The following is a 15,761-nucleotide window of genomic DNA, read 5'->3' as shown; positions in this document are numbered from 1 at the left end:
CCATGCTTGCCAAACTTCAACTGAAATACCCGGAATCCAAACTGTATACAGTACCTCCCGCCAAAGAAGATCCCGATACTCTTTGGCTGACAACAGAAACAAATGAAGAATTTCTCGCCATCCCTAAACACCTGCTGACCCAATCAGAGGCTGAACTTCTTTGCACCCTTTTTTCTGAAGCAGCACCTCTGCAAAGCTGGCAAAACGACACAGCCGATAGCCGGAGCTGGCATGACTTCCTTTTTGACGGCAGTTCTCTAGAATTGGATATTCCGCCGAAGGAACAGTTCCGGATCATCCAATTCTCCATTAGGGAGAAAGTCGACAATGACTTGCTGAAAGAGGCATTCCGCAGTATTTTTGCCGAGCAGGCAATCATTGTTTTCACCTCGTCAGGAACTGGGGCAATTGTCGAGAAGAAAACGGAGTGGTCCCTTCCAGATGAAGAACTTCTTTCTGCTGCGGCTGTCATCGAGGGAGATTTTTTCGTGTCGCCGGCGTTTTTCATCGGCCGGTTTTATTCACTCAATGACCAATTCCATTCTTCTTTCAAACAGGAACAAAACCTATTTTCCTTCGCCGAAAAGAATTTTGCCAAAGGGAGGGTTTTCACATTTCCTTCCACTTTTCCATCCTTCGTCCTTCAACATGTCCCAAAGCAGACAAAGACAAGCATGTTCGCCGATATACTTCAGTTGTTTGCTGAAGATGAAGAATTGAAGAAAACAATCAAGACTTACCTGGAAAACCAGTCAAACACAAGCCAGACTGCAAAAGTTTTATTCATGCACCGAAACAGCGTTCAATACCGGATTGATAAATTCATTGAAAAGATCGGCATTGACATCAAAACGTTTCAAGGTGCCTTGACCGTCTACCTTGCCTGCCTGGAGTTTGATGAGGATGACAACATGGAGGAATGAGCAATGTGCCCAAACCCTCCATGTTTTTTTATGCACATTAACCATTTCATAAGGAAAGCGTTTTCTACTACAATGGATTTACAGAGTAAAAGAAGATAACAGGAGGAATACAAAGTGGCAGAATTGCAAATGAAAAACATTTATAAAATTTATGATAAAAACGTAACGGCAGTAAAAGATTTCAACCTTGATATCCAAGATAAAGAGTTCATCGTTTTCGTTGGCCCTTCAGGCTGCGGTAAATCAACGACATTGAGAATGGTAGCAGGTCTTGAAGAAATTTCCAAAGGTGATTTCTACATCGACGGAAAGCGTGTTAATGATGTGGCTCCGAAAGACCGTGACATTGCAATGGTATTCCAAAACTACGCTCTATATCCGCATATGAGTGTGTATGATAACATGGCATTCGGACTGAAGCTGCGTAAATTCGATAAACAGGAAATCGACCGCCGCGTACAGGACGCTGCAAAAATCCTTGGCCTTGAATCACTGCTCGATCGTAAACCAAAAGCATTGTCCGGTGGACAGCGCCAGCGTGTTGCCCTTGGACGTGCGATTGTCCGCGATGCAAAGGTATTCTTGATGGATGAGCCTCTTTCCAACCTTGATGCTAAATTGCGTGTACAAATGAGAGCTGAAATTGCCAAGCTTCATCAGCGTCTTCAAACAACAACGATCTATGTAACACATGACCAGACAGAAGCGATGACTATGGCTTCCCGGATTGTTGTCATGAAAGATGGTTTGATCCAGCAGGTGGGGTCTCCTAAAGAAGTATATGATAAACCTGAAAATGTCTTTGTCGGCGGATTCATCGGATCCCCTGCGATGAACTTCTTCCGCGGAACCCTACAGGAAGGCAAATTCACTTTTGGAGAAGTAGTTGTTGACGTTCCAGAAGGCAAAATGAAAGCTTTGCGTGAGCAAGGTTACATTGGAAAGGATATCATCCTTGGTGTACGCCCTGAAGATATCCATGATGAACCAGTATTCATTGATTCCTCCCAGGGATCAAAAATTAAAGCGAAGATTGAAGTTTCCGAACTGACTGGTGCAGAAACAATGCTTTATTCCCGTCTTGGCGACCAGGACTTCGTTGCACGTGTAGATTCCCGTTCTGATGTTCAAGCAGGTGAAACTATCGACCTTGCATTCGATATGAATAAAACACACTTCTTTGATGCAGAAACAGAAGTGCGCATCCGATAATTAAATTATTATAAAACGGCCGTTCCAATCTGGAACGGCCGTTTCCAATTTCACAATCAAATTTCTGTGAATCTGATTACCCTCGTTTCTTCATGGCCGCAGCCACCGGCAAATACATGCACACAATCTTCTGAACCTGAGCTGTCTGGAATTCCGTCAGCCAGCTTGATTTCATCAATATCCATATAAGCACTATAGTCATCGAAATAGTCATAAATCCTTCCCTTGTCCGTCAGCTCATCACCACATGCAGAGCAGTCGATCGACATTCGGGTAACGCCATTGCATAAAGGGCATACTTTCATTAAAATCACCGTTTCTTTTGCAGAATTTAATACTATTATGCTTTGTTTTCCCCCGGATTTTATGTGTTAATCAGATGACTCAGTTTCAGGAATAAATTCCCTCTTACAATCTGGTATATAATCTTTTAAAAGTTCCATAATACAGAGTAACAGCAGCAAGAAAACAACTTCTTACAACGCTGGGTTCACCAAATTAGATGGCCGCAGATAGTGTGCGGAACTGGTGCGAGTCCAGTTGGCCCAACCATAAAAACATCAAGGAGATGACAAATCATGCAAAACCAACAATCACGCAGCAACAACTCTAACCAACTAGTAGCTCCAGGAGCTCAACAAGCTATCGATCAAATGAAATTGGAAATCGCTTCTGAATTTGGTGTACAACTTGGTGCAGATACAACTGCACGTGCTAACGGTTCTGTAGGTGGAGAAATCACTAAACGCCTTGTACAGATGGCTGAACAGCAAATCAGCGGTTACCCGCAACAATAATTTAACTTAATTTAATAATATGGCTAAAGCCCCTGACCTTTGAGTCAGGGGCTTTTCTTTCCAATTGAGGTAATCAATCTCCGTTCCAAATCGTTTAATTACGCTTTATCTAAATTCACCATCTTCATAGGATCGATCCATTCATCGAATTGGTCTCCTGTAAGGTAGCCGGACCGGACTGCCGCTTCTTTCAGTGTCAGCCCTTCCTTATGAGCTGTTTTGGCAATCTCTGCTGCTTTTTCGTACCCGATATGCGGGTTGAGGGCGGTAACGAGCATCAATGACCGGTTTACAAATTCCTCAATCACCTCATTGTTTGCCTCTATTCCCTGTGCGCAATTCTCATCAAATGAGCGGATGCCGTCTGCCAACAGCCTTACGGACTGCAGCAGGTTGTGAATGATGACCGGTTTGAACACGTTCAATTCAAAATTCCCCTGACTTGCTGCAAAACCGATGACCGCATCATTTCCGAACACCTGCGCAGACACCATTGTCAGTGCTTCGCTTTGGGTCGGGTTCACTTTCCCAGGCATGATTGAACTGCCCGGTTCATTTGCTGGTATGGAAATTTCCCCGATGCCGCTTCTTGGGCCGCTTGCAAGCCAGCGCACATCATTGGCAATCTTCATGACATCGGCAGCCAATGCCTTTAATGCACCATGTACATGAACCACCTCATCGTGTGACGTCAATGCGTGAAATTTATTATCGGACGACACGAAAGGAAAGCCTGTTTGTTCTTTTAACTGGGCAGCCACCATATCGCCGAATTTCGGATCGGCATTGATTCCTGTGCCCACTGCAGTACCGCCGATGGCCAGATTCAACAGATGCTTGCTGCTTTCCTCAATCATCTGCTGCGACCTCTCCACCATCGTCCTCCACCCGCTGATTTCCTGTCCGAGTGTCAAGGGAGTCGCATCCTGAAGGTGTGTCCGACCAATTTTGATGACTTCCATGAATTCTGTTTCTTTTGCCTTTAACGTTTTATGAAATTGTTCTATGGCAGGCTTCAGCCTTTCATGAAGTTCCTTGTAAGCCGCAACATGCATGGCAGTCGGAAAGGTATCATTTGAACTTTGTGACATATTCACATCATCATTGGGATGGACCCTTTCATCGCTCTCCAGGATCATCTGATTTGCCCTGAATGCAACTACCTCATTGACATTCATATTGGACTGGGTACCGCTTCCCGTCTGCCATACAACCAGTGGAAAGTGTTCATCCAGCATCCCGGAAATGATTTCGTCACATGCTTTTACAATCGCATCTTTTTTTACATCGGACAGTTTTCCAAGCTCATGGTTGACTATGGCTGCTGCCTTCTTTAACTGTGCAAACCCGTATGTAACCTCAAGCGGCATCCTTTCATGGCTTATCTTGAAATTTTCCTTGCTCCGCTGTGTCTGGGCTCCCCAGAAATTATCAGCAGGCACCTGGATCTCACCAATCGTGTCACGCTCTGTTCTATACTCCATTCCATCTCCTCCTTTGCTTTTCTCTCTATTATTTTTCCACTTATAATCAATAAATAACATCAATGGCAAAATAATGTAGGATTATTGTTATTTAGTTCAGGTTGTTGTTGGATATATTGTTGCTTTTGGGAATCCCCTGTGCCATTTCAAGGTTTTATTATTGAAAAAGAAAGGGCAGTTCTTCTCTTTCCTGCTCACTGGGGTTTTTACGGCTGTTTTAAAAGGATACTAAAATTTATATTAATAGCAGCAACCTTTACAAAAAGAGTCCTATTTAAAGCGTATGTAAATACCATGAAGAGGATGCATCCTCCGCCATGAGCGCTGTATAGACGAGAGGATACTGATACATTTCAGCCATTTTGCTTAACAGCTGACTGATTTAACCGGCCGCCGGATAAAATACTGACACACCCCTTCCACCGGTATCGAAACGCAAAGTCCTTTAGGCCGTTTCGATGGATATGCTCTATTAAATAGGCTGTTTTTCGTATATATAGTTCATTAGAAAAAATCCCTAGTGCAGTATTTCCCCACTGTACTCCAAGGTTTTACTCTTAAAAAAGAAAGAATAGCCCTTTTCTTTCCTGCTTACAGAGGGATTTAGGCGATTTACCAGGTTAGCAGCAAAGTTAACGAAAAGAGCACAAACAAAAAAGCTCAACCAAAATGGCTGAGCTGTTTGTCTTATTGTATTAAATTCAGGAACTGGCGGGTTCTTTCTTGCTTTGGGTTTTCAAAGATTTCTGCAGGATTCCCGCGTTCGACGATATAGCCGCCGTCCATGAAGATGACTTCATCAGCCACTTCCTTGGCAAACTTCATTTCATGCGTGACAACCACCATCGTCATGCCTTCCTCTGCCAGATCCTTCATCACCTTCAATACTTCACCGATCAATTCCGGATCCAAGGCCGAAGTCGGTTCATCAAACAGCATGACCTCAGGGTCTATCGCCAAGGCACGTGCGATGCCTACGCGCTGCTGCTGGCCACCAGAAAGCTGGTAGGGATAATAGTCTATTTTGTCACCCAAACCGACCTTTTCCAAAAGGGAAACGGCCCTCTTTCTCACTTCTTCTTTAGATTTTCCCTGGACGATCACCGGTCCTTCCATGACATTTTCAAGAGCGGTGCGGTGCGGAAACAGGTTATAGTTTTGAAAGACCATCCCCGTCTTTCTACGCATCTCAAGAAGTTCTTTTTTTGTCAGTTTTTTGTTGAAATCCATTTTTGTGCCGCTAATATTCAGCTTTCCCTCATCAGGTACTTCCAAGAGATTAAGACAGCGGAGGAAAGTTGTTTTCCCCGATCCTGAGGGTCCAATCAGTACGATTACCTGACCCTTGCCAACTTCGACATCGAAGCCTTTCAGGACTTCAAGCTCTCCAAATCGTTTTTTCAATCCTTTGATGCTGATCACCATGCTCCCTCCTTTCTTTACTTGGCAATATACCGGTCAAGCCTTGTTTCGAGCCTGTCCTGAATAAGCGTCAGTATGAAACACATGATCCAGTACAGGATTGCGGCTTCTATATATAAAAGTAGAAATTCATATGTTGTAGCCGCTATTTCCTGGGCTTTCCTGAATAATTCGGTCACCAGGATCAAGGAAGCCAATGATGTATCCTTGACTAAGCTGATAAAAGAATTTGATAACGGCGGGACGGAAACTCTTGCTGCCTGCGGAAGGATGACACGCTTCAGGTTCTGTCCATACGTCATCCCTATTGAGTAACCAGCTTCCCACTGCCCTTTGGGAATCGATTGAATGGCTGCCCGTACAATCTCGGATGCATAGGCACCCACATTTAATGAAAAGGCTAGGACTGCTGAAGGGAACGGATCGAATTTCAATGCTTCGATACCCAGATTCCCCAGTCCGAAAAAGATAATGAATAATTGCACAAGTAATGGCGTTCCCCTGATTGCCGATACATACACACGGGCAATCCCCCTGAGGATTTTACTTCCTGACAATCTGGCCAGTGCTGTCAATATTGCCAAGACCATTCCGCATATGAAGGATATCAACGTTAGAGGAATAGAATAGTACAAAGCTCCCTTCACCATAGGAAGCAGGGAGCTTTGCAGGATATCCAGCATGCGTTCGGGATCTTGGAAAATGCTACCTAGGAGATACATCTTCGCCAAACCATTTTTCAGAGATTTCGGCGTACGTACCGTCTTCCATCATTTCCTCTAACGCTTTGTTTACTTCTTCGACTAATTCTTCATTTCCTTTTCGGAACATCAACCCGCTTTGGGAAGCATTCTCTTCTTCAGCAACGATTTCAACGTTTGCGTTCTTTTGCTTTTGCAGATAATCCAGAATCGACAGCTTATCGTTGACTGTTACATCCACCCGTCCTTGCTCAAGCAATTGAATAGCCTGTGCAAGCCCTTCTACTCCTTGAATCTCGGCACCATAACCTTCTGCAATGTCCTTGTAATTGCTCGTCAATGATTGAGCAGAAGTCAGTCCCTTAATATCTTCGAAGGAAGCGACTTCTTCATTATCATTACTTGCAACCAATACAGCAGAAGATTCAATGTAAGGAATTGAAAAATCATATTTTTCCTGGCGGTCTTCCCTGATGCCGACCTGGTTGGCAATCATATCAAAGCGGTTGGAATTCAGCCCTTCGAACATGGCGTCCCACTGAGTTTCTTTGAATACGGCCTCTACGCCAAGGCGGCTTGCCACTTCCCTTGCAATCTCAACATCGAAACCTGTAAGTTCACCTGATTCATCATGGAATGTGAATGGAGGGTAAGTCCCTTCCGTACCGACCAGCAGTTCCCCGTTATCCTGGACTTGGTCGTATAAAGATTGTTCTCCCTTATCCGATCCGTTTCCTGCTGACTCTTCATTATCGGCATTGTTACCGCAAGCTGCTAGCAGGAACACTGCACTTAAAAAGAACAAAATGCTAATTGTTATCTTTTTCATTTTAAAACCTCACTATTCTTATCGGAATTATTTTATCAACGTTAGCTATCATAGATTGTTATACCCATTCTGTCAACAATAATGTTTGCTCTTCTTAGTTTTCTCAATAAGTACTGAATTCATTAAAATTGTTATAATGATTTCAGAACGAGAAAAGGAGAGTTCATACATGAATATTGCATTATTAGGTGCATCCGGCAGGACGGGACAGCTTATATTGGACAATGCACTCAAGGATGGGCACTATGTAAGAGCCTTGAGCAGAAATGTTTCTGCCATCAATGATGACCATCCAAACCTTTCAATAATTGAGGGGGATGTATTGAATGAAGAAGATATTGAACTCTGCTTCCATAATTGTGACGCAGTTATCAGTGCTTTGGGTACCGATAAGAATGATGTACTTTCAAAAAGCGCGCCACTCATCCTGCAAACGATGAGAAAACACAGAATTGACCGGATCATTACAATTGGGACAGCAGGTATCCTTCAATCCAGGGTAAACCCATCCCTTTACAGGTTCCAGACAAGTGAATCAAAAAGAAAATCCTCAACAGCAGCCGAAGATCATCTAAGAACTTACCTAATGTTAAAAAATTCTAAAATGAATTGGACCATTGTTTGTCCTACTTATCTCCCTGAAGGGAAAAGGACCGGGGTATTCCGGACTGAGAAAGAAGTTCTTCCGGAGGGAGGAATAAGCATTTCAGTATCCGACACCGCTGATTTCGCATACAGCTTGATTTCTGATAATGAAAGCTATTACTGCAGGATTGGGATTTCCTACTGAGGTCTGAAATCAGTATGGCTTAGTACAAGGCTGTGTTTTTATATTAACTTTCGGAATAATCACAAGTACCGGATTTTCCCCTTGCATTCAAAGGTTTTACTCCTGAAAAAGAACGAGCAGCTCTTTTCTATCCTGCTCACCATGTTATTAAAAGTTTACAAAAAGAGCCTGATGAAAAGATCTATTAATAACAGCCAAGTTTGCGGGAAGAGCGAAATACAAAAAGCTCCTTTGCTGATCCAAAGGAGCTTTAGCTTTTTATTCAAGGCTGTATTTATTGTTATTTGAAATTTATATCGAGTAGCAACAAAGTTTACGAAAAGAGCCTTATTCAAAAATGATGGAAATGATTTTGTCCATCGACATTCCGCTTTCGATTTCAAAGGTGCCGGGTCTTAAGTCATTCTCCAGACCGCGCTTTTCAACCTCTTTATAAAAGTCAATACCATTTTCCAGGATTTTTGCATTCTCCAAGGCATTCCCCACATCGATACTTGTCATCCCATCTGAAACAGACAGGATGGCTCTGTATACGATTTTTTCACCGCTCGTTCCTTCTTGTTTCTGTTCGGATTCTTCGTCGGCTTTTTCTTTATCAGCAGCAGCGGCTGTTTTCTTGTTCCATTCATCTTCAGTATGTATGACATAACCCTTTGAAGCAAGCTGGTCAATCATTTCTTTTTCACTAATTTGTTTTGTGTCAGGTTTCTTCTCCCGATGATCCGAGCTTTCAGCTTTTGATGGACCGAATAAATAGACAGCCCCTATCAAAGTTGTTGCAATCAGCAGACCGGAGGCAAAACTGCGCAATGAATTCTTCATCATTGTACCGCCATGCTCCTTTCCATCTTCTTCGCCTTATATGGAGCAAGCATTTTTTCTATTTCATGTGCCATATGGCCGGTTTTGGAAGCAATGCTGTCTGCAGAGTATCCCCGTTTATGCATATCAAGGACCTCCCGGAGCATCAGTCGTTCCTGCGAATTCTGTTCCATGGAGCCTGACTGTTTCGCTGTGATTTCAGCATCCAATTCAATATTCCGGATTTGTTTTTGCAGTTCGTGAACTTCATTCATCAATGAAATTGAAGAGTGTTCAATTTGCTGTTCAAGTTGTGATTTGGATTGCGTCGTTTTAATAAACGATAAAATGAGCAGCACTGCGGCTGAACCAAACAAAATGGCTAATACCCATCCCATCATGGTGTCCTCCCTTACTTTACATTCTATAGTACAAAATAGATTATACCTTGATACCAACCGGAATGGGTTCAAAATCGACAAAATACCCCTTTTGTCCCGTTTTTATGACAGGATACCGAAATCACGGTGCTACATAGGGGCTAATTATTTTGGAGAAAATGGTTGAACCCCGCTATTTTTCAAGAACTCCTTTCGTGTATTTTTGGCGCTGTTTACCAGATGCATTTCTGGCCGCTCCCTGCACGTAATGCTATAACGGCACATCCCTAAAGCACGAAAAAAGAGAGCATGCCCCTTGGACACACTCTCTTTTGACAGGGAAATCATCTCTATTATGCTGAAGTGATTGATTTATGCATGATTTTGGGGTATCACTGCTTCAGGTATAAATGAAGCTTCTTTTCATACATAACTCCTTCACTCCGGAAAAATCCTGTATCTATTACACTTTTTTAAAACGAATCCCGCTTTCTGCACCCTCAAGTATGATTGCTGTTCAAAGTACAGACACTTTACCCGGCCTGCCCAATCTGCTTGCCCTGCTGCAATTCATACATTTGATAGTAACGGCCTTTCTGCTCCATAAGTTCATCGTGCGAGCCCTGTTCAGCGATCTTCCCTTTATCAAGCACAATGATCTGGTCGGCGTTTTTAATGGTCGACAGACGGTGTGCGATGATGAATGTAGTCCTGCCCTTTTTCAAGACCTCCATCGCTTCCTGGATCATAGCTTCGGTTTCCGTATCAATGCTGGATGTCGCTTCATCAAGAATTAGGATTGCGGGATCGAAAGCCAATGCTCTCGCAAATGAAATCAACTGCCGCTGACCGGATGATAATGTACTTCCCTTTTCTATAACCGGCTCATCATATCCATTTTCAAGGTTATGGAACACCTTCCTGGCTCCTACAGCATTCAATGCTGCCTCGACCTTTCCCCGTGGAATCCTGGGGTCATCGAGGCTGACATTCGAAGCGATCGTCCCAGTAAACAAATATGGATCCTGAAGGACGATACCCATATGTTCCCGGATCGTTTGATAAGGGATGTCCTTGATGTTCTTTCCATCTATAAGGATTTCCCCCTCCTTGCAATCATAGAAGCGAAAGAGCAGATTCATGATCGAGCTTTTCCCGGAACCTGTATGGCCCACCAATGCAACAGTTTCTCCCTGTTTGGCTGAGAAGGAGATATCCTTCAGCACACACTCATTTTCCTTATAACCAAAGAAGACATTGTTGAAAGAAACGTCGCCTTTATAACGCTGCATCCTTTCATCTTCTACAGAAGTACCTTCTTCGTCCAGCAGTTCAAAGACCCTCTCTCCTGCTACAAGTGCCTGTTCCAGGTTTGCAAGCTGGTTGACAATCCCGGTCACCGGCTGGAAAAGGCGATTGATATAATCGACGAATGCATATAGGACCCCCAGTGAAACCACTGCATCAGTACCAACTGCACTTCCGCCAAAGTACCAGATGAATGCCACAAAGGTTATATTCCTCAGAACACCGACAAGGTTATGGGACGTCAGAGAATTCAAACTGAGCATTTTGTTTTGATATCTAAAGTGTGTTTCGTTGAGTTCTTCAAATTCATCCTGTGATTTCTGCTCACGGCGGAATGCCTGTATGATATTCATCCCTTGAATGGATTCATTGATCATGGCATTGATGTCGCTGACTTTGGTTCGGATGACATGGTTGTACTTGGATGCATATCTTCTATATAATACCGTCCAAATCGCAATGATCGGAACAAGCAAAAGACAGATGGCGGCCAACTTCACATCAAGGATGAATAACGCAATATAAATTCCTGTGATATAAATCGCACTTGTAAAGAAGGTGGACAGCACCGTTACATAAAGCTCCCTTATAGCCTCTGTATCATTAGTGATCCTCGCCACCACTTTTCCTGCAGGCAGGTTATCAAAGTATCTGATAGGGAGCCTTTGGATTTGCCCAAATACATCAGACCGCATTTTTTGGATGACACGGTTTGCGGCTTTCTTTAAATAGAACCCCTGGCCGTACTGAAAGAACGAGGCGGCAACCAGCAAGCCGAAGTACAGGGCAAGCAGTCTAATGATGCGCGGGATTTCAGGATTGTAAAAGCTGATCAATTCCGAAGCCGAAATCTTTTCAGCTTCATAAGATGAAACTGCGTCTCCGTTCGTGATGACCATTTGTCCATTATCAATTCTGCGTTCACCCGTTTCCTTGACAGGTTCATCAATAAAATAAAATTCCCTGCCTATTGAAAGGATACGAGCCTCTTCGCCTTTTGCCTCTCCTTCAGAGAAGTACTTTTCCCTCTTATACCAGTCCCCTTTGTATTGGACAGCATCTTTCCCTTCAGCAGTTTGATACCAGGCGGCTTCTATACCCAGAATATGATCATCAATCATCTTCTTGGCAATGAACGGTCCTGCCAAATCGGCTGCCACTGATACGGTGAGCATCAGCAGGGCTGCCACGATGGTCTTTTTGTACAAGAGTGCGTAATTCAATAATCGTTTTCCTACAGTCATATATTTACCTCCTCAAGCGAGGATTCCTCAATCTGCTGGCGGTCATACTGTTTCCTGTACCAGCCCTCATTTTTCAATAAAGATTCATGTACCCCTTCTTCGGTAACTGCACCATTATCGATGACGATAATCCAGTCTGCATGCTCTACAGCCGATAACCGGTGGGTTGTAATGATGGTTGTTTTCCCGCTTCTCTCCCTGCGGATATTTTCTATGATTTTCGCTTCCGTTTTTGCATCTACAGCTGACAAGGAGTCATCAAGGATGAGAACGTCAGGATTCTTAATCAATGCACGGGCGATGGAAATACGCTGCTTCTGTCCTCCCGACAAGGCAACCCCCTTTTCACCAACCAGGGTTGAGAGTCCGTCAGGCAGCATTTCCAAATCCTTTTGAAAATCGGCCAAGTCAATCGATTTCTGTAAATCTGCTTCATCAGCATCAGGCTTTCCAAAAAGGATGTTCTCCCTGACAGTTCTTGAGAATAACACGTGGTCCTGAGGAACATAACCGATCCATCCCCGCACCTCCTGAAGGTTCTGAGCTTCAATGGGGATATCATTTACAGATAGTGTTCCTTCCCCAAGAGGGTATTCCCTGAGAAGCTGTTTGATCATTGTCGTTTTTCCGCTGCCGGTTTTTCCGACAATCCCCAGTGTTTCTCCTTTTTGCAGCTTCAAATTGATACGGCTCAGATTTTCCACTTTTGAGGAAGGGTATCTGAAGGTCACATCATCGAAACGGATGGTGTCAGGGCTCCGGACGAACTCAGGATTGAGCGGATTAGGGACATCTTCTTTATAATCCAATGTTTCCTGCACCCGGTCGAGAGATGCATTTCCTCTTTGCATCACATTGATAAGCTCTCCTATGGCGAACATGGGCCAAATTAACATTCCCAGGTATACATTGAAGGAGACAAGCTCACCGAGAGTGATTCTTTGATGAAACACAAGATAGGCTCCGTATCCTAGTCCAATCAAGTAACTCAGCCCAACAAGCACCTTGATGGTCGGTTCAAATAGAGAATCGATCTTGGCCACTTCGATGTTCTTGTTGTAGACATCCTCTGTCATCCTTGAGAACTTCCCCTCATCTGCTCTTTCCTGGACATACGCCCTGATTACACGGACACCAGCAATTGATTCAAGCACCTTATCATTTAAATCACCAAAAGCATCCTGAGCTTCCATGAACCGTTTGTGAATTCTGGCTCCATATATCTTCATCAGCCAAGCCATGAAAGGCAAAGGCAATACAGCAGCAAGAGTCAATTTCCAACTCACGAAAAAGGCCATTGTAAAGAGGATGGTCAGCATAAAGACACTGGAATCGATCAATGTGAGGATTCCGAATCCTGCCGTAACAGAGATGGCTTTCAAATCATTCGTCGCCCTTGCCATCAAGTCCCCTGTTCTATTCTTTTCAAAAAATGTGGGAGTCATTTTCAGCAAATGCCCCATAAATCTTGAGCGAAGTTTTCTTTCCACAAGGAAGGCTCCGCCAAACAGCTGGTACATCCAAATATATGTCAGTCCATATGAAACAGCCAGTATGACCAAAAGCCAAATGATATATTGACTTAAATTATTCATTGTCATCCTGCCGATTTGTATATCATCGATAGCCATGCCGACCAGTTTCGGCGGCAGGACATCAAGGATGCCGACAAATGTCAACAGGCCGATGGCAACGACATACCTCTTCCAATTTTCTTTAAAAAACCAGCTTAATTTCGCTAAAACGCTAAACATCATTCATCACTCCTTCTTTACTATCCGCTTGCTATCCGCCTTCTTTCTCCACAATAGGCATAAGCATTTCAACTCTCACTTTCTGCATTTTTCATTCCTCCTTGAAATATTGGTATATGTGAACAGGTTATTCCTGTTAACACCTTGAAATATTATTCCATATATAGAAATAAAAAAGGCTTTTTTCGCATGTAATGTTGCTTTCCGAAAAATCCCAAGTACCGCATTTTTCCCCTGTATACAAAGGTTTAACTCTCGAAAAAGAACGAGCAGCTCTTTTCTTTCCTGCTCACCGGGGTTTTACGGCGATCTACCAGGATATTATTTGAAATTTATTTTGAATAGCAACAAAGTTTACGAAACGAGCCTAAAAAAAAAAGACACACCGCGCCAGGCAGTTATGTCTTTGGACATAAAAAGGCACCGATTACATACGTAACCGGTGCCTTAGGTATCACATTTAGTGATAAAAAGGGCATTAAAAGGCTGGATGCAGCTCCAGACAGGTTACGTGATTATATTGTTTTAAAGTTGAATAACGAATTCTAATGGCTTTAACAATTTCCTTCATCACGAAACCCTCCTTTTTCATTAACTTTTTAATTCAAAATAACATTACCATGGGGAGCAGACAGTGTCAATGTCATTTTCCGATTATTCATGGTATTCTTTCAACTGTCATTTTGGCTGGGCTATTATATATATTCAATAAATTTCCTGTTATGCCTCTACTACAGCAGCACCATATGCAATTATTTCAGAAGCATCAGCATCACTTCCGATGTTTCAAAGCGAACTTTCACAACCGCATCACTCCTTTTTGTTCAGCACCCCTACACATCCGGTCGATGGCCTGCTGCCTGTTACATCAGCCAATGATTTTCCCATCTGCATTTGTTTAACCCCTAGATGATATCCTTGCCGATATGCTTCGCCTGGACCGTACTTCCCCTGACAAATCTTTCAACTCCTGATTTTTTTCTGGTACTGTCCCCGTTGTTACAATCCTCATCTTGGTTCCTCCTTCTTTCTAAAGATTTTTCTGGCAAATATAAAGTAGAAAATGATCGGTAACGGACTTTGGATCAACCCCCAGATTCCCCAGAACCAATACTTGTGGCCACGTTTTCTGGCATCTGTAAACAAGAACAGACTTTGCGTCAGCAGTATAGGTGCTAATAGGAGAAGCATCAAAATTTCATCTTCGGTCATGTTCTTCTCACCCGCTTCAAATAGGAAACTCCCCCATACCCAACAGCTGCGGCAAATGCAGTGATCTGAATTACAGCAAATATTAGGATGCTCTGGTTCAACGCAAAAAGAATAGCACTGATAACAAGGACTGCAATAATCAAAAAAACAGCGAGTTCTTTTCGATATTTCTGTTTTAATGCCTCTTGCTGGTTCATTGTGAATTGTTCAAACCATTCAAGTGAAGGGGTTTGTTCTTCTATATCCTTATCTATGGTTTCAAAGCTTTTATCGAAAAGGGTGTGAAGGTCCTCCCACTCAGTTTGCGGTTCATGCTTTTCTTGTTTCATCGATTTTCAACTCCTTTCTCAATGTTTTTATTCCATGATGTATGCGTGATTTCACTGTCCCCTCCGGGAGGCTTGCCATTGCTGCTATCTCCTCATGGGAGAATCCGTAATAGTGTTTCAATACGATCGGCAGCCTTACCTCTTCCTTAAGCTTGGACAATGCTTCCAAAAGGTCATTCCATTCCTCATTCCTCGACTGCATTTCCCACTTCATTTTTCGCAGGTTGACTTCTTCCTGCTGCCAGTCCCGTTCTCTCTTCCGCTTCCTTTTCAGATCGATCAAGCGGTTTGTTGCAATCGTGATGAGCCAAGAAGAAAATTTTGATTTTCCGTTATATAGATGAATCTTTTCCACACATCTCGCCATGGTGTCCTGAGCGAGTTCTTCCGCCAAATCCTGATTCATTGTAACTTTGATCAGGTATTTTACAAGGAATGGATAATTCTCTTTAAAGAGAACCGCAAAAGCTTTGTGATCTCCTTTTTTTGCTTTATTTATCAACTCTTTTTCTTCCATTGCTAAATTCCTCACTTTTTGGTCAACCTTTAGCCGATTCAACTATATGACGATTTAA

The 15,761-nt window shown here is 43.1% G+C and carries 16 protein-coding genes; 4 read left to right on the top strand and 12 right to left on the bottom strand.

The features are described 5' to 3' along the window. Positions 1 to 2 precede the first annotated feature (2 nt). Positions 3 to 923 carry a PucR family transcriptional regulator gene (locus D3H55_RS16135; RefSeq protein WP_119548355.1) on the top strand — a complete coding sequence of 307 codons (921 nt, stop codon included), beginning with the start codon at positions 3 to 5 and terminating at the stop codon, positions 921 to 923. 114 nt (positions 924 to 1,037) lie between these two features. Then, entirely contained in the window at positions 1,038 to 2,135 is a 1,098-nt protein-coding gene (locus D3H55_RS16130) for an ABC transporter ATP-binding protein (RefSeq protein WP_119548354.1), read from the top strand. 56 nt (positions 2,136 to 2,191) lie between these two features. Here D3H55_RS16130 and D3H55_RS16125 read toward each other — a convergent pair whose 3' ends face one another. Further along, positions 2,192 to 2,404 carry a hypothetical protein gene (locus D3H55_RS16125; protein WP_240628608.1) on the bottom strand — a complete coding sequence of 71 codons (213 nt, stop codon included), beginning with the start codon at positions 2,402 to 2,404 and terminating at the stop codon, positions 2,192 to 2,194. 309 nt (positions 2,405 to 2,713) lie between these two features. Between D3H55_RS16125 and D3H55_RS16120 the strand changes: the two genes are divergently transcribed. Next, complete coding sequence (locus tag D3H55_RS16120) at positions 2,714 to 2,932, top strand: alpha/beta-type small acid-soluble spore protein (protein ID WP_119548352.1); 219 nt, start codon at positions 2,714 to 2,716, stop codon at positions 2,930 to 2,932. A gap of 98 nt (positions 2,933 to 3,030) precedes the next feature. Here the strand turns inward: D3H55_RS16120 and fumC are convergent, their stop codons facing one another. The 4 genes from fumC to D3H55_RS16100 all read right to left on the bottom strand — a co-directional run bounded on the left by fumC (position 3,031) and on the right by D3H55_RS16100 (position 7,368). Next, a complete protein-coding gene (gene fumC, locus D3H55_RS16115; protein ID WP_119548351.1) occupies positions 3,031 to 4,416 on the bottom strand; it encodes a class II fumarate hydratase in 1,386 nt (461 codons plus the stop codon). Between the two features lie 687 nt (positions 4,417 to 5,103). Next, positions 5,104 to 5,838 (bottom strand): amino acid ABC transporter ATP-binding protein, encoded by a 735-nt coding sequence (locus D3H55_RS16110; RefSeq protein ID WP_119548382.1) that lies wholly within the window; start codon positions 5,836 to 5,838, stop codon positions 5,104 to 5,106. Positions 5,839 to 5,855: 17 nt separating this feature from the next. Beyond that, the gene (locus D3H55_RS16105) at positions 5,856 to 6,560 is read right to left on the bottom strand and encodes an amino acid ABC transporter permease (RefSeq protein ID WP_119548350.1); all 705 of its coding nucleotides are present in this window, start codon (positions 6,558 to 6,560) and stop codon (positions 5,856 to 5,858) included. Then, positions 6,544 to 7,368 carry an amino acid ABC transporter substrate-binding protein gene (locus D3H55_RS16100; RefSeq protein WP_119548349.1) on the bottom strand — a complete coding sequence of 275 codons (825 nt, stop codon included), beginning with the start codon at positions 7,366 to 7,368 and terminating at the stop codon, positions 6,544 to 6,546. Before D3H55_RS16100 ends, D3H55_RS16105 begins: the two co-directional genes overlap by 17 nt. A gap of 169 nt (positions 7,369 to 7,537) precedes the next feature. On the opposite strand from D3H55_RS16100, the gene D3H55_RS16095 reads away from it, so the two are divergent. After that, positions 7,538 to 8,158, top strand: a complete 621-nt coding sequence (locus tag D3H55_RS16095) for an NAD(P)-dependent oxidoreductase (RefSeq protein ID WP_119548348.1) — start codon at positions 7,538 to 7,540, stop codon at positions 8,156 to 8,158. A gap of 327 nt (positions 8,159 to 8,485) precedes the next feature. Here D3H55_RS16095 and D3H55_RS16090 read toward each other — a convergent pair whose 3' ends face one another. The 7 genes from D3H55_RS16090 to sigY form a co-directional block, all read right to left on the bottom strand. Further along, positions 8,486 to 8,980, bottom strand: a complete 495-nt coding sequence (locus tag D3H55_RS16090) for an MltG/YceG/YrrL family protein (RefSeq protein ID WP_240628607.1) — start codon at positions 8,978 to 8,980, stop codon at positions 8,486 to 8,488. Further along, a complete protein-coding gene (locus D3H55_RS16085; protein WP_119548346.1) occupies positions 8,980 to 9,357 on the bottom strand; it encodes a hypothetical protein in 378 nt (125 codons plus the stop codon). The genes D3H55_RS16090 and D3H55_RS16085 overlap by 1 nt, the downstream gene beginning before the upstream one ends. A gap of 515 nt (positions 9,358 to 9,872) precedes the next feature. Continuing rightward, on the bottom strand, positions 9,873 to 11,891 hold the full coding sequence (locus D3H55_RS16080) for an ABC transporter ATP-binding protein (RefSeq protein WP_119548345.1): 2,019 nt from the start codon (positions 11,889 to 11,891) through the stop codon (positions 9,873 to 9,875). After that, complete coding sequence (locus D3H55_RS16075; RefSeq protein ID WP_119548344.1) at positions 11,888 to 13,645, bottom strand: ABC transporter ATP-binding protein; 1,758 nt, start codon at positions 13,643 to 13,645, stop codon at positions 11,888 to 11,890. The genes D3H55_RS16080 and D3H55_RS16075 overlap by 4 nt, the downstream gene beginning before the upstream one ends. A 1,008-nt stretch (positions 13,646 to 14,653) precedes the next feature. Further along, positions 14,654 to 14,857: a sigmaY antisigma factor component gene (locus tag D3H55_RS16070; protein ID WP_119548343.1), complete on the bottom strand. Its 204-nt coding sequence runs from the start codon at positions 14,855 to 14,857 to the stop codon at positions 14,654 to 14,656. Next, on the bottom strand, positions 14,854 to 15,186 hold the full coding sequence (locus D3H55_RS16065; protein ID WP_119548342.1) for a YxlC family protein: 333 nt from the start codon (positions 15,184 to 15,186) through the stop codon (positions 14,854 to 14,856). The genes D3H55_RS16070 and D3H55_RS16065 overlap by 4 nt, the downstream gene beginning before the upstream one ends. Next, positions 15,167 to 15,703 carry an RNA polymerase sigma factor SigY gene (gene sigY, locus D3H55_RS16060; RefSeq protein ID WP_119548341.1) on the bottom strand — a complete coding sequence of 179 codons (537 nt, stop codon included), beginning with the start codon at positions 15,701 to 15,703 and terminating at the stop codon, positions 15,167 to 15,169. The genes D3H55_RS16065 and sigY overlap by 20 nt, the downstream gene beginning before the upstream one ends. Between the last annotated feature and the right edge of the window lie 58 nt (positions 15,704 to 15,761).

It is taken from the genome of Bacillus salacetis (assembly GCF_003581585.1).
In the GTDB taxonomy this organism is placed as follows: domain Bacteria; phylum Bacillota; class Bacilli; order Bacillales; family Bacillaceae_B; genus Rossellomorea; species Rossellomorea salacetis.
Note: the sequence above shows the minus strand (reverse complement) of the source record. Positions and strands in the feature narration are given on the sequence as shown.

Coding starts and splice junctions, on each gene's coding strand:
- D3H55_RS16095 (WP_119548348.1), top strand. CDS start 7,538: ATGAATATTGCATTATTAGGTGCATCCGGCAGGACGGGACAGCTTATA.
- D3H55_RS16105 (WP_119548350.1), bottom strand. CDS start 6,560: ATGTATCTCCTAGGTAGCATTTTCCAAGATCCCGAACGCATGCTGGAT.
- D3H55_RS16075 (WP_119548344.1), bottom strand. CDS start 13,645: ATGTTTAGCGTTTTAGCGAAATTAAGCTGGTTTTTTAAAGAAAATTGG.
- D3H55_RS16125 (WP_240628608.1), bottom strand. CDS start 2,404: ATGTCGATCGACTGCTCTGCATGTGGTGATGAGCTGACGGACAAGGGA.
- D3H55_RS16120 (WP_119548352.1), top strand. CDS start 2,714: ATGCAAAACCAACAATCACGCAGCAACAACTCTAACCAACTAGTAGCT.
- sigY (WP_119548341.1), bottom strand. CDS start 15,703: ATGGAAGAAAAAGAGTTGATAAATAAAGCAAAAAAAGGAGATCACAAA.
- D3H55_RS16085 (WP_119548346.1), bottom strand. CDS start 9,357: ATGGGATGGGTATTAGCCATTTTGTTTGGTTCAGCCGCAGTGCTGCTC.
- D3H55_RS16065 (WP_119548342.1), bottom strand. CDS start 15,186: ATGAAACAAGAAAAGCATGAACCGCAAACTGAGTGGGAGGACCTTCAC.
- fumC (WP_119548351.1), bottom strand. CDS start 4,416: ATGGAGTATAGAACAGAGCGTGACACGATTGGTGAGATCCAGGTGCCT.
- D3H55_RS16080 (WP_119548345.1), bottom strand. CDS start 11,891: ATGACTGTAGGAAAACGATTATTGAATTACGCACTCTTGTACAAAAAG.
- D3H55_RS16100 (WP_119548349.1), bottom strand. CDS start 7,368: ATGAAAAAGATAACAATTAGCATTTTGTTCTTTTTAAGTGCAGTGTTC.
- D3H55_RS16090 (WP_240628607.1), bottom strand. CDS start 8,980: ATGAAGAATTCATTGCGCAGTTTTGCCTCCGGTCTGCTGATTGCAACA.
- D3H55_RS16070 (WP_119548343.1), bottom strand. CDS start 14,857: ATGACCGAAGATGAAATTTTGATGCTTCTCCTATTAGCACCTATACTG.
- D3H55_RS16135 (WP_119548355.1), top strand. CDS start 3: ATGCTTGCCAAACTTCAACTGAAATACCCGGAATCCAAACTGTATACA.